Source organism: Citrobacter freundii complex sp. CFNIH4 (genome assembly GCF_002934505.1).
In the GTDB taxonomy this organism is placed as follows: domain Bacteria; phylum Pseudomonadota; class Gammaproteobacteria; order Enterobacterales; family Enterobacteriaceae; genus Citrobacter; species Citrobacter freundii.
The window spans coordinates 40541-54751 of the sequence record NZ_CP026231.1 but is presented as its reverse complement, the minus strand read 5'-3'; the positions used below and the strand labels follow the sequence as shown (position 1 = coordinate 54751).

The following is a 14211-nucleotide window of genomic DNA, read 5'->3' as shown; positions in this document are numbered from 1 at the left end:
TTTTCCGTTATACTGCGATGCGATGAATTTTCAAACTGAGCTTAATTATGCACAAGGTTATCTCTGCGACCACCAATCCTGCCAAAATTCAGGCAATTCTGCGGGCATTTGAAGAGATTTTCGGGGAAGGATCCTGCCATATAGAACCCGTCGCCGTCGAGAGTGGCGTGCCGGAACAACCTTTCGGAAACCAGGAAACGCGCACTGGCGCACGAAATCGCGTTGATAACGCTCGCCGCCAGCACCCGCAGGCTGATTTCTGGGTCGCCATTGAAGCAGGAATTGACGACGATGCCACCTTCAGTTGGGTAGTAATTGATAACGGCATCCAGCGCGGTGAAGCCCGTTCAGCCACGCTACCATTGCCTACTGTCATTCTCGACAGAGTCCGCAAAGGTGAAGCACTCGGCCCGGTGATGTCGGACTATACAGGTATTGATGAGATTGGCCGTAAAGAGGGCGCAATCGGCGTCTTTACCGCGGGTAAGCTGACGCGCTCGAGCGTCTACCATCAGGCGGTGATTCTGGCGCTCAGCCCGTTTCATAACGCGGTGTATTTATAGCATTGTGCCGGATGTTCAATCGTAGGCCGGATAAGGCAAAGCCACATCCGGCGAATCAATTTTTCCCGAGCAACACCTGTTCCAGCCACTGACGCAGATCCACCGGCGCGGATTTGAGGCTGTTCGACCCTCGCGTAATAGTAGCAATCCCCGCCCCGAGCTCGTTTTTAAGCTCACGCTGGCTCATCTCACCGCGCAGCAGCTCTTCAATGATACGCACACGCGTTCCCAACGCTTCACGCTCATCCGGCGTTAACATCAAATTGAGCAGTGGCAGGTGTAAATCTTGTTCGTAGGCGTGTTTAAGCAGATCGACAAAACGTAACCACTCCTGGTGACGTTGTTCTGCCATCGCTGCTGAATAGGGTGATTGCTGAGTCATAAGATATCGCCATCGTTGCGGGGGAAGCGTGCTTGCCTCCCCCTTTTGTACTCTTTAACGAGTACGATAGCATAACACAATCGACACGATCAGTAACGACGTTGCCATTCTGCGTCGCTCATCAACTCCGGTTTATCACCGAGGAAATAGCGATAGTACGCATCGTAAGCCAGCACGTTCTTCACATAACCACGCGTCTCTGAGAATGGAATGCTCTCGACAAACGCGACGGCATCAATGCGGCCAGCGCTATTGCCAAGCCAGGTGCGAACGCGTCCCGGACCGGCGTTATAGGCTGCTGACGCAAAGATGCGGTTATTGCCAAATTGCTGATACACGTACTGCAAATAGCTGGTTCCGATGTTGATGTTGGTATCAGGATCCAATAGCTGGCTCGGACTGCTGTAACCTGGAATCGAGAACATTTTCACCGTATGCGTCGCCGTACCCGGCATAATCTGCATCAGCCCGCTTGCGCCAACCGGTGATTTCACTTTCGGGTTCCAGGCGCTTTCCTGACGCGCTATCGCCATCGCATAGCTTGGCTGAATATCCTTGCCGCTGGTGTAACGGGTAAAAAGATCTTTATAGGCCAATGGGAAGCGCTCTTCCAGATGATCCCACAGTTTTCCGGCGATCGTCGCCTGAACGCTTAGATCCCACCAGTGATTATTGAACGCGTAACGCGCCAACTGAGCCTGCTCGGACTTGGTACGGCTGGTGACCAGATTCGCCCATTCACTGCGCGCAGTATTATCCATGTTCCAGTACATTAGCTCGCGGACGCGTGCCATTTCCGGGCCCTGAGTCAGCGCAGAATCAACGTTCGCTGGTGCTTTATCCACTTTCAGCTCGTACTCTTCGCCCAGGCGCTGTGCCGCCACCATCGGATAGAAACCGCGCTGCTGCATGAGTTGGTGCAGGATCTCTTTGGCTTCCGCATCGCGTCCGCGCTCCAGCAGCAGATCCGCTTGCCAGTAGCGCCACTCATCTTTTTCTTTGGCTTCCATTGGCAGACGCGCCAGCCAGGTATTCAGGCCACGACGATCGCCGGTTCCCAGCGCCATGCGCACCCGGCGCTCCACAAGCGAGGTGGAGTTGGAGCGCATAATCGCATCATCACGCCATTTGGCCTGCTCGTCGGTAACGTCATTGCCCATCAGACGCCAGGCGACAATGTCGCGCAGCTCCTGGGTTTGCTCGTCATTAAGCTGTTGCGCCTGCACCAGGGAAGGGATCATCAGGCGGGCATTCTCCACATCCTGACGCGCCACGCTGGCAAAGGCGACCGCCGCCATCTGTCGGGTGAAATCCGTTGCGCCGGTGGTGCGAGCAAAGGTCATTACCGAATTCGGATCGTTGGCCAGCGCGATGATCGCTGAAGCAATGGTTTGGTATTGCGCGGGCATCTGTCCGGCCAACGCCGTGACCAGTCCGGTATTCCCGGCTTTCATCGCCAGACGAATACGCTCCAGATACGCCAGCGGATCCTGGGTGCCTGAGGCACGCCATACGCCGAATAATTTGTCACAGGCGTTCGGCTGACTTTTTCCGCTCAGCCACAGTTCTTTCGCCCCCTGCCAGGCTTCTTCAGTTTGTCCGGTACTCCATTTCGCGAAGTAATAGTTACATTGCGCTTCGGTGGTGCCCGGTTTTTCCGGACTGAACGCCAGCAGCCCACGCCAGTCTTCGCGGCGCGCCAGTTCATTCACGAAACGAGATTGCAGAGTACGCGCCGGGGGCAGCGTCGGGTTGGCGCGCACAAAATTGGTGACAGTAATGGTGGGCTGATTCATCAGATCGTCAGTGATCTGGCGATATTCCAGATAAGGATACAGAGGATAGTTCTTCAGGCCAGGCATCATCTGCTCTACGACATCCATCTGCCGGTTATCCCAGGCCTGCTTAATTTGCGCATAGCGATTGCGCTGCTCATCCAGGGAATCCGCTCGCGCTACTTGACTGACCGTCAGCAGACATACGCTGGCAGCCAGCAGGCGCCAGGTAAATTGTTTGGCTTTGTCCACAAGCTCTTCCTCTTCTCATGTTACGTCTGTGCAGCATCATGCCGCTTAATTCATTCATGCTAACCAGACATTGCAGAATGCGCCACGTCACGGACACTTTTTTACTTTTGTTGCGAGTGGGATCTGCTGGCTGGGATTGGACAATGAAAAAGGCTACACTTCGCCTTTGATAACTATTTACCAATAATTAGCCCTAAATAATTCAAGTTGCAGCAAGGCGGCGAGGAAGTGAATCCCCTGAGCGTACAAAAGTACGTGACTGGGGTGAACGACACAGCCAACGCATCTGCGGCTTGAAGTATGACGGGATAAACATAGAGGCGAGTCCAACGTGGCCCAATTCGTTTATACCATGCATCGTGTCGGCAAGGTCGTTCCGCCGAAACGTCATATTCTTAAAAACATCTCACTGAGCTTCTTCCCTGGCGCCAAAATCGGTGTTCTCGGTCTGAACGGTGCGGGTAAATCTACCCTGCTGCGCATCATGGCCGGTATTGATACTGATATCGAAGGTGAAGCTCGCCCACAGCCTGGCATTAAAATCGGTTACCTGCCACAGGAACCAAAACTGAACCCGGAACATACCGTTCGTGAATCCGTGGAAGAAGCGGTTGCCGAAGTGGTTAACGCGCTGAAAGGTCTGGATGAAGTGTACGCCAAGTACGCCGAACCGGACGCTGACTTCGATAAGCTGGCCGCGCAACAGGGCAAGTTTGAAGAGATCATTCAGGCGCACGACGGTCATAACCTGAACGTGCAGCTTGAGCGTGCCGCTGACGCCCTGCGTCTGCCGGACTGGGACGCTAAAATTGAGAATCTCTCCGGTGGTGAACGCCGCCGCGTCGCGCTGTGCCGCCTGCTGCTGGAAAAACCAGACATGCTGCTGCTCGACGAACCGACTAACCACCTGGACGCCGAATCCGTCGCGTGGCTGGAACGCTTCCTGCACGACTTCGAAGGTACCGTAGTGGCAATTACCCACGACCGTTACTTCCTCGACAACGTTGCCGGCTGGATCCTGGAGCTGGACCGTGGTGAAGGTATTCCGTGGGAAGGTAACTACTCTTCCTGGCTGGAGCAGAAAGATCAGCGTCTGGCCCAGGAAGCCTCTCAGGAAGCGGCTCGCCGTAAATCCATTGAGAAAGAGCTGGAGTGGGTTCGTCAGGGCGCGAAAGGCCGTCAGTCTAAGGGCAAAGCCCGTCTGGCACGCTTTGAAGAGCTGAACAACACTGAATACCAGAAACGTAACGAAACCAACGAATTGTTTATCCCACCTGGAGCACGTCTGGGCGATAAAGTTGTTGAAGTCACCAATCTGCGTAAATCCTACGGGGATCGCGTGCTGATTGACGACCTGAGCTTCTCGGTACCGAAAGGCGCTATCGTCGGCATCATCGGTCCGAACGGTGCGGGTAAATCAACCCTGTTCCGTATGATGTCCGGCCAGGAACAGCCTGACAGCGGTACCATCACGCTGGGTGAAACCGTCAAACTGGCCTCCGTTGACCAGTTCCGTGACGCCATGGACAACAGCAAAACCGTGTGGGAAGAAGTGTCCGGCGGGCTGGATATCATGAAGATCGGCAACACCGAAATGCCAAGCCGTGCCTACGTGGGCCGCTTCAACTTCAAAGGTGTGGATCAGGGTAAACGCGTTGGCGAGTTGTCCGGCGGTGAGCGTGGTCGTCTGCACCTGGCGAAGCTGCTGCAAGTTGGCGGCAACATGCTGCTGCTCGATGAACCAACCAACGACCTGGATATCGAAACCCTGCGCGCGCTGGAAAACGCCCTGCTGGAGTTCCCGGGCTGCGCGATGGTTATCTCGCACGACCGTTGGTTCCTTGACCGTATCGCGACCCACATTCTGGATTACCAGGATGAGGGTAAGGTTGAGTTCTTCGAAGGTAACTTTACCGAATACGAAGAGTACAAGAAACGCACGCTGGGCGCCGATGCGCTGGAGCCGAAGCGTATTAAGTACAAGCGTATTTCTAAGTAATTAGCGTTAAGCGCCGGATGGCGGCGTGATACCACATCCGGCCTACGAGGTTAGTGCGACTTGTAGGCCGGATAAGCGCAGCGCATCCGGCATTAAAAACCTATCTCTGCTCGCCCATCAACTCTTTCACCAGCTCCACGCAGCGCAGGAAGCGGCCGTCGTAGTCAGGCTCCTGAACGTGCACAAAATTGATATTGTTTTCCTGCAACATCTCGACCAGCAGCGTCTGAAACGCTTTTCTGTCAACTGAACTTCCAAGGCTGCGCAAGCCATCCGCTACCCACGGGGTGTTGTTTTCCAGCAGGATAACCAGGTCGAAGCGATACTCGTCAATCAGCGCTTGCACAAACGGGTGTTCACGCCCTTCATACTTTTTGCAGAAAGCCTGAGTGGTCACGAAATCGGTGTCGATGAACGCCACTTTATTGGCGTACTTAACAGCAAAATCAATGTATTGCGCTTGTCCCAGGGCAATTTTATCGTAATCAGAATACTGTAACGCCATCTCATCGCCGCCCAAATGGGAGAAGACGTAATCACGCCCATATTCCCACGCACTGGTGGTGTTAAAGATGTTGGCGAGCTTGTTCACCAGCGTCGATTTACCGCTCGACTCCCCGCCGAGGATCGCCACGGTGCGCACGAAAAACGGCTTCACTTCGGTCGGAATATACTCCCAGTAGCGAAACGGGTTTTCACGGATTTGCCCGCCGCTGATGCTCATAAACGTCCGCTTGGGATCCACCAGCACGGTTTCGATCCCCAGATGTTCGAGATACTGCGGGGCATCTGATTCTTCAGAGGTGTAGATCCAGTTTGGCTGGATCCCTTTCTCCTGCATAAACGTTTTGATCCCGTTGCTCCACACGTCCCAACCGTGTGGATACGGCTCCATGCCCTCTTCGTTGAAGGCATGAATACGGATATTTTTCTGATACTTAAAGGTTTGCAGCAGCCAGCGTAGACGATCGGGCACCGTAGGCTGTTGCGACATGGCACTGTCTTCAAACAGGCTGCGATCGCGCGTGTCGTCATAGCCCATGATGATATGCAGTTCATCAACCTGACTACAGGCGCGCTGGATAAGATAGATATGGCCGGTATGCAGCGGATAAAACTTACCAAATACCACACCGATATTTTTCTGCTGGCGCGGAAACTCCAGTCCGAGAAAACGGTGCAACGCCTCCAGCTTTTGCGCGCTGGGGCTTTTAATTTTGGCATTCAGAAGCTGGCTTAGATATCCCTTGGTCATGCCACTGGCATCTGCCACCTGTTGCAGGGTACAACCCTTTTTCTTAATGGCGGTTTTCAGATAATCAAATGACACAAGAGCCTCCTGCTGGAAAAATCGCGTAACACTGCCTGATGACGCATCGCTTATCAGGCCTACAAATTCAGTACGTACGGGTATTTGATTATAGGTCGTCAAACACGCTTAACGCATCCGCAAGCTTCTTAACGCCAAAGACCTGCATCCCTTCCGGTACTTTTTTCGGTACGTTAGCGGCAGGAACAATCGCCCGGCGAAAACCGTGTTTCGCCGCCTCCGAAATACGCTCCTGCCCGCTGGGTACCGGACGGATTTCTCCCGCCAACCCCACTTCGCCAAAGACCACTAAATCCTGTGGCAGCGGCCTGTCGCGCAGGCTGGAGACCATTGCCAGCAGCAACGCCAGGTCGGCGCTGGTTTCGGTGACTTTTACGCCGCCGACTACGTTAACGAACACGTCCTGATCCGCCATCTGCAAGCCGCCATGACGATGTAACACTGCCAGCAGAATCGCCAGACGGTTCTGTTCCAGACCGACCGCCACACGACGCGGGTTCGCCATCATTGAGTGATCGACCAGCGCCTGAATCTCGACCAGCAGCGGGCGCGTGCCTTCCCAGACTACCATCACCGAACTGCCGGAGGTAACTTCATCGCCACGGCTTAAGAAAATAGCAGACGGGTTGCTGACTTCACGTAGCCCCTGTTCCGTCATGGCAAAGACGCCCAGCTCATTCACCGCGCCAAAGCGGTTTTTATGGCTACGCAGTGTACGGAAGCGGGAATCGGCGTCGCCGTCGAGCAACACCGAGCAGTCAATACAGTGCTCCAGTACCTTCGGCCCGGCCAGCGAGCCATCTTTGGTGACGTGGCCGACCATCACAATCGCCACGCCGCGCGTTTTAGCAAAGCGCGTCAGGTAAGCAGCGGTTTCACGCACCTGCGCCACGCTGCCCGGCGAAGACTGAATATCCGCCATGTGCATCACCTGAATGGAGTCGATCACCATCAGCTTCGGTTGTTCTTCTTCAGCAATCAGGCAAATTTGTTCGATACTGGTTTCCGACAGCATGTTCAGGTTCGCCGTCGGCAGGCCAAGCCGATGCGCGCGCATCGCCACCTGTTGCAGCGACTCTTCGCCGGTGACGTACAGGGTTTTCATCTGCTCGGCGAGCCTGCACAGCGTTTGCAACAGCAGCGTTGATTTGCCCGCGCCAGGGTTACCGCCAATCAGTATGGCGCTGCCGGGCACCACACCACCGCCGAGCACGCGGTCAAACTCTTTAAATCCGGTAGAAAAACGCGGCAGTTCCTCAAGGCTGATGTCAGAGAGCTTCTGCACTTTTGCAACGCCCGCATTTCCGGCGTAGCCGCTGAGTCGCTCGTTGCGCGCCATCGTTGGCGATGCGGCAAGGCGCACCTCGGTAATGGTATTCCAGGCCTGACAGGCGCTGCATTGCCCCTGCCAGCGCGGGTAATCGGCCCCGCATTCATTACAAACAAAGGCGCGTTTAGGAGCTTTTGCCACGTTTTACCTCATTATTTCTGATTCATACTGCCAGAGAGAATGCAGAACACGCCCATCAGGTCAGCGTGACGGATAGTAATCTCCGTCTTTTCATTCACTTTGGGTTTCGCATGATACGCAATCCCCAGCCCGGCCGTTTTGATCATCGGCAGATCGTTGGCACCGTCGCCGATCGCCACCGTCTGCGCCATCGGGATCTCATATTCTTGCGCCAGGCGGGTCAGAGTACTGGCTTTGTACTGAGCATCGACGATATCGCCGATCACGTTGCCAGTAAATTTACCGTCCATGATCTCCAGCTCATTCGCCACAGCTGCCGTCAGGCGCAGCTTGTTACGCAGATAATCGGCAAAGAAAGTAAACCCGCCGGAAGCGATAGCCACTTTCCAGCCAAGCGTTTCCAGTTTTAACACCAACTGAGTCAGGCCTGGCATTAGCGGCAATGTTTCGCGCACCTGGTGCAGAATATTGGCATCAGCGCCCTTCAGCGTCGCCACGCGGCTGCGCAGGCTGGCGGTAAAGTCCAGCTCGCCGCGCATTGCGCGTTCGGTGACTTCGGCAACCATCTCGCCGGTTCCGGCCAGTTTAGCAATTTCATCAATGCATTCGATCTGGATAGCCGTTGAATCCATGTCCATCACCAGCAAACCCGGCGTGCGCAGATGCGGAATTTTACCCAGCGGCGCAACATCCAGTTTGGCGTCATGCGCCAGTTTTGCCGCACGCGGCGTTAACGAGCCCGCCAGACGAATTACCTGATAATCCTCAACGCACCACGCCGCCACGATCACCATCGCTGCGCCCAGTTTACTCTGGTATTGCGTTAACCGTTGTTTATCCAGCCCACGACCGTACAGCAGCCAGCCACTGCGGCCCGCGTGGTAATCCAGCGGCATCACTTCATCACCGCTTAAAGAGAGGGGCAGACCTGGCCACAGAGAGACATCTTCAGGTAGATCGCACCAGGTAATGTTAGGCATTAAAGCTCCTGTAAAATCGTTCGGGTCGGAATCATCAGGGGAAAATAACGCATGAGGCTACCCTGTAACCAGCGCTTCTGGCAACATTAAGTCTCAAATTTTCAGCAGGTGGAATATGGCTCGCACAAAACTAAAATTCCGACTTCATCGTGCAGTGATTGTATTGTCCTGCCTTGCGCTGCTCGTCGCGCTGATGCAGGGGGCTTCCTGGTTTAGTCAAAGCCACCAGCAGCAGCGTAATCCGCAGCTCGAAGAGCTGGCCCGCACGCTAGCCCGTCAGGTCACGCTGAACGTCGCCCCGCTGATGCGTACCGAAACGCCGGATGAAAAGCGTATTAAGGCGGTGCTCACGCAGTTGACGGAGAGTAGCCGTATTCTGGACGCAGGCGTGTACGACGAACAGGGAGACCTGATTACGCGCACCGGTGAGAGCGTCAATGTTCGTGACCGTCTGGCGCTCGACGGCAAAAAAGCCGGGGGCTATTTTAACCAGCAGATTGTCGAACCCATTCAGGGAAAAAATGGTCCGCTGGGCTATCTGCGACTGACGCTGGATACCCACACTCTTGCCACTGAAGCCAAGCAGGTGGATAACACCACCAACATCTTACGCCTGATGCTGCTACTGTCACTGGCAATCGGTGTAGTGCTGACCCGCACCTTATTGCAAGGTAAGCGTACCCGCTGGCAGCAATCTCCTTTCCTTCTCACTGCCAACAAACCGGTGCAGGAAGAAGACAACGAGAAGATAGAGTAAAAGCTGTAAAAACTGTAAAACAGAAGGGAAATCAACCATGACAACACTACGCCTGCTTATCTCAGACTCTTACGATCCGTGGTTTAACCTCGCGGTCGAAGAGTGCATTTTTCGCCAGATGCCTGCCACGCAGCGCGTTCTGTTCTTGTGGCGTAACGCCGATACGGTGGTAATTGGCCGGGCGCAAAATCCATGGAAAGAGTGTAATACACGCCGCATGGAAGAAGACAACGTGCGGCTCGCCAGGCGCAGCAGCGGTGGCGGCGCGGTGTTCCATGACTTAGGCAATACCTGCTTTACCTTTATGGCTGGTAAACCGGAATACGACAAAACCATCTCCACCGCGATCGTCCTCAATGCGCTGAATTCGCTGGGCGTAGAAGCTGATGCCTCCGGGCGTAACGATTTGGTGGTGAAAACGCCGGACGGCGATCGCAAAGTTTCCGGCTCTGCTTATCGGGAAACGAAAGATCGCGGATTCCACCACGGCACGCTGCTGTTGAATGCCGATCTCAGCCGCCTGGCAAACTATCTCAATCCCGATAAAAAGAAACTTGCCGCCAAAGGCATCACTTCGGTTCGCTCGCGCGTAGCGAATTTGACCGAGCTGTTACCGGGCATCACTCATCAACAGGTCTGTCAGGCCATCACGGAAGCCTTTTTTGCCCACTACGGCGAACGCGTAGAAGCCGAGATCATCTCCCCAGACAAAGCGCCGGATCTGCCGAACTTCGCCGAAACCTTTGCCCGCCAGAGCAGTTGGGAGTGGAATTTTGGTCAGGCGCCTGCTTTTTCACATTTACTGGACGAACGTTTCACCTGGGGTGGCGTTGAGCTGCATTTCGACGTCGAAAAAGGCGTGATTACCCGCACCCAAGTCTACACCGATAGCCTCAATCCTGCGCCGCTGGAAGTACTGGCAGAACGACTACAGGGCTGCCAGTATCGCGCCGATATTTTACAGCAGACTTGTGAAGCGCTGCTTGCGGAGTATCCAGATCAGGAAAGCGAGTTGCGTGAGTTGGCTGCTTGGGTAGCGAAGGCCGTGCGCTAAGCGATTAGTGGCGAATTGCCTGATGGCGGCTGCGCCTTATCCGGCCTACAAGACCGCTCCCGTAGGCCTGATAAGCGAAGCGCCATCAGGCATTAATAGCGGCATTCCCGTAGGCCCAGCCAGCGCAGCGCCTCCGGGCCACAACAAAACTTACTCTTTATCGCCCAGCAGAACGGATTCCAGTGCGATTTTGATCATGTCGTTGAAGGTCGTCTGACGCTCAGCGGCAGTGGTCTGCTCGTGGGTACGGATATGGTCGGATACGGTGCAGATGGTCAGCGCTTTCGCACCGAATTCCGCCGCCACGCCGTAGATACCCGCCGCTTCCATTTCCACGCCCAGCACGCCGTATTTTTCCATCACGTCGAACATTTCACCGTCCGGAGAGTAGAACAGGTCAGCGGAGAACAGGTTGCCAACGCGAGCGTCTACACCCAGCGCTTTTGCCGCATCAACTGCGTTACGCACCATGTCGAAGTCAGCAATAGCTGCAAAGTCATGATCTTTAAAACGGATACGGTTAACTTTGGAGTCGGTGCAAGCACCCATACCGATAACCACGTCACGCAGTTTAACGTCCATACGCACAGCGCCGCAGGAGCCTACGCGAATGATTTTCTTCACGCCGAAGTCGGTGATCAGCTCTTTGGTGTAGATGGAGCAGGACGGGATACCCATACCGTGGCCCATTACGGAGATCTTACGGCCTTTGTAAGTACCGGTGAAGCCTAACATGCCGCGAACGTTGTTCACTTCACGAACATCTTCGAGGAAAGTTTCAGCAATATGCTTTGCACGCAGCGGGTCGCCCGGCATCAATACGACGTCAGCGAAATCACCCATTTCTGCATTAATATGTGGAGTTGCCATCTTCAGTTCCTTTTATATTGTTGTTTTTGCCGGGTGGCGGCTGCGCCTTACCCGGCCTACAAAACCGTAGGCCCGGTAAGCGAAGCGCCACCGGGCAATTGCATCAGAGCATATTTTTACCGTAGTCCATCGGCGACGTACCAAAGTAGCTCGCCAGCGTCTGACCGATATCCGCGAAGGTTTCACGGTGACCTAAAGAACCTGGTTTCACTTTCGGGCCGTAAACCAGTACCGGAATGTGCTCACGGGTATGGTCAGTGCCGGTCCAGCTTGGGTCGCAGCCGTGGTCAGCGGTCAGGATCAGAATGTCATCTTCACCCACCAGCTCCATCAACTCAGGCAAACGGCGGTCGAACAGTTCCAGGCCCGCAGCATAACCGGCGATATCGCGACGATGTCCCCAGGAAGAGTCGAAATCAACGAAGTTGGTGAAGACGATGGTCTTATCACCGGCTTCTTTCATCTCTTTGATGGTGGCGTCGAACAACGCGTCCAGACCGGTGGCTTTCACTTTTTTGGTGATGCCGCAGTTAGCGTAGATATCCGCGATTTTACCGACGGAAACCACGTGACCGTCTTTCTCGTCGACCAGTTTCTGCAACACGGTCGGTGCTGGCGGCTCAACGGCCAGATCGTGACGGTTACCGGTACGCTGGAAGTTACCGGCTTTATCGCCGATAAACGGACGGGCGATAACACGACCGATGTTGTAACCACCTTCGGTCAGCTCTTCACGGGCGATTTCGCACAGCTCATAGAGCTTATCCAGGCCAAAAGTCTCTTCGTGGCAGGCAATCTGGAACACGGAGTCAGCGGAGGTATAGAAAATCGGCTTGCCGGTTTTCATATGCTCTTCACCCAGTTGATCCAGGATCACGGTACCGGAAGAGTGGCAGTTGCCGAGGTAGCCCGGCAGGTTGGCACGTTTTACCAGTTTATCCAGCAGTTCTTGCGGGAAGCTGTTTTCGTGATCGGAGAAATATCCCCAGTCAAACAGAACCGGAACACCCGCGATTTCCCAGTGGCCAGACGGCGTGTCTTTCCCGGAAGAAAGTTCATGCGCCCATGCGTAGGCACCAATCACTTCCGCGTTGCCGTCCATGCCAGCAGCAATTTTACCAGTAGAACCTTCGTGAGCTTTCACCAGGCCCAGACGGGTCAGGTTAGGCAGATTCAGTGGACCTTTGCGACCATTGTCAGCTTCACCTTTCGCACAGGCTTCTGCAATATGTCCCATAGTGTCTGAACCTACGTCGCCAAAGCGATCCGCATCTTCAGTCGCACCAATACCAAAGGAGTCCAGCACCATAATAAATGCACGTTTCATCTTGTTCTCCATACATCTGCGCCGCAAAAAAGCGATCAGATCAGTATACAGTTATTCGGTAATACGACGATAGACTGTCGGTGTAATTTCTGGCGCTTTATCGTCAAGGCTAATTGCCGCTTTGACCGCTTTCGCCGCTTCCTGCCAGCTGGCTTCGTCTTTGGCGTGGATCACCGCCAGTGGGCGCTGTCCGTCTACGCTGTCGCCCAGACGCGCCATATCGCTAAAGCCAACGCTGTAATCAATGGTGTCCGATGCCTGACGACGGCCGCCACCCATGGAAACAACCGCCATTCCCAGCGCACGGGTATCCATCGCGCTGACAAAGCCTTCGGTATCAGCATATACCGCTTTGCTGAGCATTGCCGTCGGCAGGTACTTCGCATAATTTTCGACGAAATCGGTCGGGCCTTTTTGCGCCGCCACCATGCGACCAAAAATCTCTGCTGCTTTGCCGTTATCCAGCACCGTCTGCAATTTCGCACGGGCTTCGGCGTCATCTTTCGCCAGGTTGCCGGAGATCAGCATTTCCACGCACAGCGCCATGGTGACGTCTAACAGACGTGGATTGCGGTATTCACCGGTCAGGAACTGCACCGCTTCGCGGACTTCGACCGCGTTACCTGCGCTGGAGGCCAACACCTGGTTCATATCAGTTAACAGCGCGGTGGTACGTACACCCGCACCGTTTGCCACGCCGACAATCGCTTCAGCAAGGGCTTCAGAAAGCTCGTAGGTCGGCATAAAAGCACCGCTGCCCACTTTCACATCCATCACCAGCGCATCCAGCCCTTCCGCCAGTTTTTTCGCCAGAATGGAACCGGTAATCAGCGGGATGGAATCCACCGTCGCGGTAATATCGCGGGTGGCATAAAAACGTTTATCCGCCGGTGCGAGCGAGCTGGTTTGCCCAATAATCGCCACACCCACGTCTTTAATAATTTCACGGAAACGCGCGTCGTCCGGGAAGATGTCAAATCCAGGAATCGCTTCCAGTTTATCGAGCGTACCGCCGGTATGCCCCAGGCCACGCCCGGAGATCATCGGAATATAGCCGCCGCACGCAGCAACCATCGGGCCTAACATCAGTGACGTTACGTCACCTACGCCGCCGGTAGAGTGTTTATCCACAATCGGGCCGTTCAACTGCAGGCTTTTCCAGTCCAGCACGGTTCCTGAATCACGCATTGCCATGGTCAGCGAAACACGCTCAGGCATTGTCATATCGTGGAAAAAAATGGTCATCGCCAGGGCGGCGATTTGCCCTTCAGAAATGGTATTGTCGCGAATGCCATTGATAAAGAAACGAATTTCTTCATCGCTCAGCGTATGACCATCACGTTTTTTACGAATAATTTCTTGTGCGAGAAACACGGTAACCCCCAGGGGAAAAGAGTAGAAGGCCGTTGTAAGCCGGGTAAGCAACGCGCCACCCGGCAGTCGTCTTAATG

12 protein-coding genes are annotated in these 14211 nt (G+C 54.7%); 4 read left to right on the top strand and 8 right to left on the bottom strand.

The window, feature by feature from the left end:
* Window positions 1–47: 47 nt before the first annotated feature.
* Window positions 48–563 carry an inosine/xanthosine triphosphatase gene (yjjX, locus tag C2U41_RS00295; protein WP_003019009.1) on the top strand — a complete coding sequence of 172 codons (516 nt, stop codon included), beginning with the start codon at window positions 48–50 and terminating at the stop codon, window positions 561–563.
* A gap of 55 nt (window positions 564–618) precedes the next feature.
* On the opposite strand, the gene trpR is transcribed toward yjjX, so the two are convergent.
* Both trpR and sltY read right to left on the bottom strand, forming a co-directional pair.
* Window positions 619–945 (bottom strand): trp operon repressor, encoded by a 327-nt coding sequence (gene trpR, locus C2U41_RS00290; RefSeq protein ID WP_003019012.1) that lies wholly within the window; start codon window positions 943–945, stop codon window positions 619–621.
* An 89-nt stretch (window positions 946–1034) separates the two neighbouring features.
* Window positions 1035–2972, bottom strand: a complete 1938-nt coding sequence (sltY, locus tag C2U41_RS00285; protein ID WP_003019016.1) for a murein transglycosylase — start codon at window positions 2970–2972, stop codon at window positions 1035–1037.
* 331 nt (window positions 2973–3303) lie between these two features.
* On the opposite strand from sltY, the gene ettA reads away from it, so the two are divergent.
* Window positions 3304–4971, top strand: coding sequence for an energy-dependent translational throttle protein EttA (gene ettA / locus C2U41_RS00275; protein WP_003019019.1), 1668 nt, complete (start codon window positions 3304–3306; stop codon window positions 4969–4971).
* Between the two features lie 100 nt (window positions 4972–5071).
* Here ettA and nadR read toward each other — a convergent pair whose 3' ends face one another.
* The 3 genes from nadR to serB all read right to left on the bottom strand — a co-directional run bounded on the left by nadR (window position 5072) and on the right by serB (window position 8752).
* Window positions 5072–6301: a multifunctional transcriptional regulator/nicotinamide-nucleotide adenylyltransferase/ribosylnicotinamide kinase NadR gene (gene nadR / locus C2U41_RS00270; RefSeq protein ID WP_003019021.1), complete on the bottom strand. Its 1230-nt coding sequence runs from the start codon at window positions 6299–6301 to the stop codon at window positions 5072–5074.
* A gap of 88 nt (window positions 6302–6389) precedes the next feature.
* Complete coding sequence (radA, locus tag C2U41_RS00265; RefSeq protein ID WP_103848347.1) at window positions 6390–7772, bottom strand: DNA repair protein RadA; 1383 nt, start codon at window positions 7770–7772, stop codon at window positions 6390–6392.
* An 11-nt stretch (window positions 7773–7783) separates the two neighbouring features.
* A complete protein-coding gene (serB, locus tag C2U41_RS00260) occupies window positions 7784–8752 on the bottom strand; it encodes a phosphoserine phosphatase (RefSeq protein ID WP_003019027.1) in 969 nt (322 codons plus the stop codon).
* A gap of 115 nt (window positions 8753–8867) precedes the next feature.
* On the opposite strand from serB, the gene C2U41_RS00255 reads away from it, so the two are divergent.
* Window positions 8868–9509 (top strand): YtjB family periplasmic protein, encoded by a 642-nt coding sequence (locus tag C2U41_RS00255; protein WP_003845629.1) that lies wholly within the window; start codon window positions 8868–8870, stop codon window positions 9507–9509.
* A gap of 37 nt (window positions 9510–9546) precedes the next feature.
* The gene (gene lplA / locus C2U41_RS00250) at window positions 9547–10563 is read left to right on the top strand and encodes a lipoate--protein ligase LplA (protein WP_003019035.1); all 1017 of its coding nucleotides are present in this window, start codon (window positions 9547–9549) and stop codon (window positions 10561–10563) included.
* Between the two features lie 150 nt (window positions 10564–10713).
* Here the strand turns inward: lplA and deoD are convergent, their stop codons facing one another.
* The 3 genes from deoD to deoA all read right to left on the bottom strand — a co-directional run bounded on the left by deoD (window position 10714) and on the right by deoA (window position 14134).
* Window positions 10714–11433, bottom strand: a complete 720-nt coding sequence (gene deoD / locus C2U41_RS00245) for a purine-nucleoside phosphorylase (protein ID WP_000224864.1) — start codon at window positions 11431–11433, stop codon at window positions 10714–10716.
* 103 nt (window positions 11434–11536) lie between these two features.
* Window positions 11537–12760 (bottom strand): phosphopentomutase, encoded by a 1224-nt coding sequence (gene deoB, locus C2U41_RS00240; RefSeq protein ID WP_003019037.1) that lies wholly within the window; start codon window positions 12758–12760, stop codon window positions 11537–11539.
* 51 nt (window positions 12761–12811) lie between these two features.
* On the bottom strand, window positions 12812–14134 hold the full coding sequence (gene deoA, locus C2U41_RS00235; protein ID WP_003019040.1) for a thymidine phosphorylase: 1323 nt from the start codon (window positions 14132–14134) through the stop codon (window positions 12812–12814).
* Between the last annotated feature and the right edge of the window lie 77 nt (window positions 14135–14211).

What these genes read in the sequence shown, in the direction of transcription:
- serB (WP_003019027.1), bottom strand. Translation starts at nt 8,752, where the DNA reads ATGCCTAACATTACCTGGTGCGATCTACCTGAAGATGTCTCTCTGTGG.
- yjjX (WP_003019009.1), top strand. Translation starts at nt 48, where the DNA reads ATGCACAAGGTTATCTCTGCGACCACCAATCCTGCCAAAATTCAGGCA.
- lplA (WP_003019035.1), top strand. Translation starts at nt 9,547, where the DNA reads ATGACAACACTACGCCTGCTTATCTCAGACTCTTACGATCCGTGGTTT.
- deoB (WP_003019037.1), bottom strand. Translation starts at nt 12,760, where the DNA reads ATGAAACGTGCATTTATTATGGTGCTGGACTCCTTTGGTATTGGTGCG.
- deoD (WP_000224864.1), bottom strand. Translation starts at nt 11,433, where the DNA reads ATGGCAACTCCACATATTAATGCAGAAATGGGTGATTTCGCTGACGTC.
- trpR (WP_003019012.1), bottom strand. Translation starts at nt 945, where the DNA reads ATGACTCAGCAATCACCCTATTCAGCAGCGATGGCAGAACAACGTCAC.
- C2U41_RS00255 (WP_003845629.1), top strand. Translation starts at nt 8,868, where the DNA reads ATGGCTCGCACAAAACTAAAATTCCGACTTCATCGTGCAGTGATTGTA.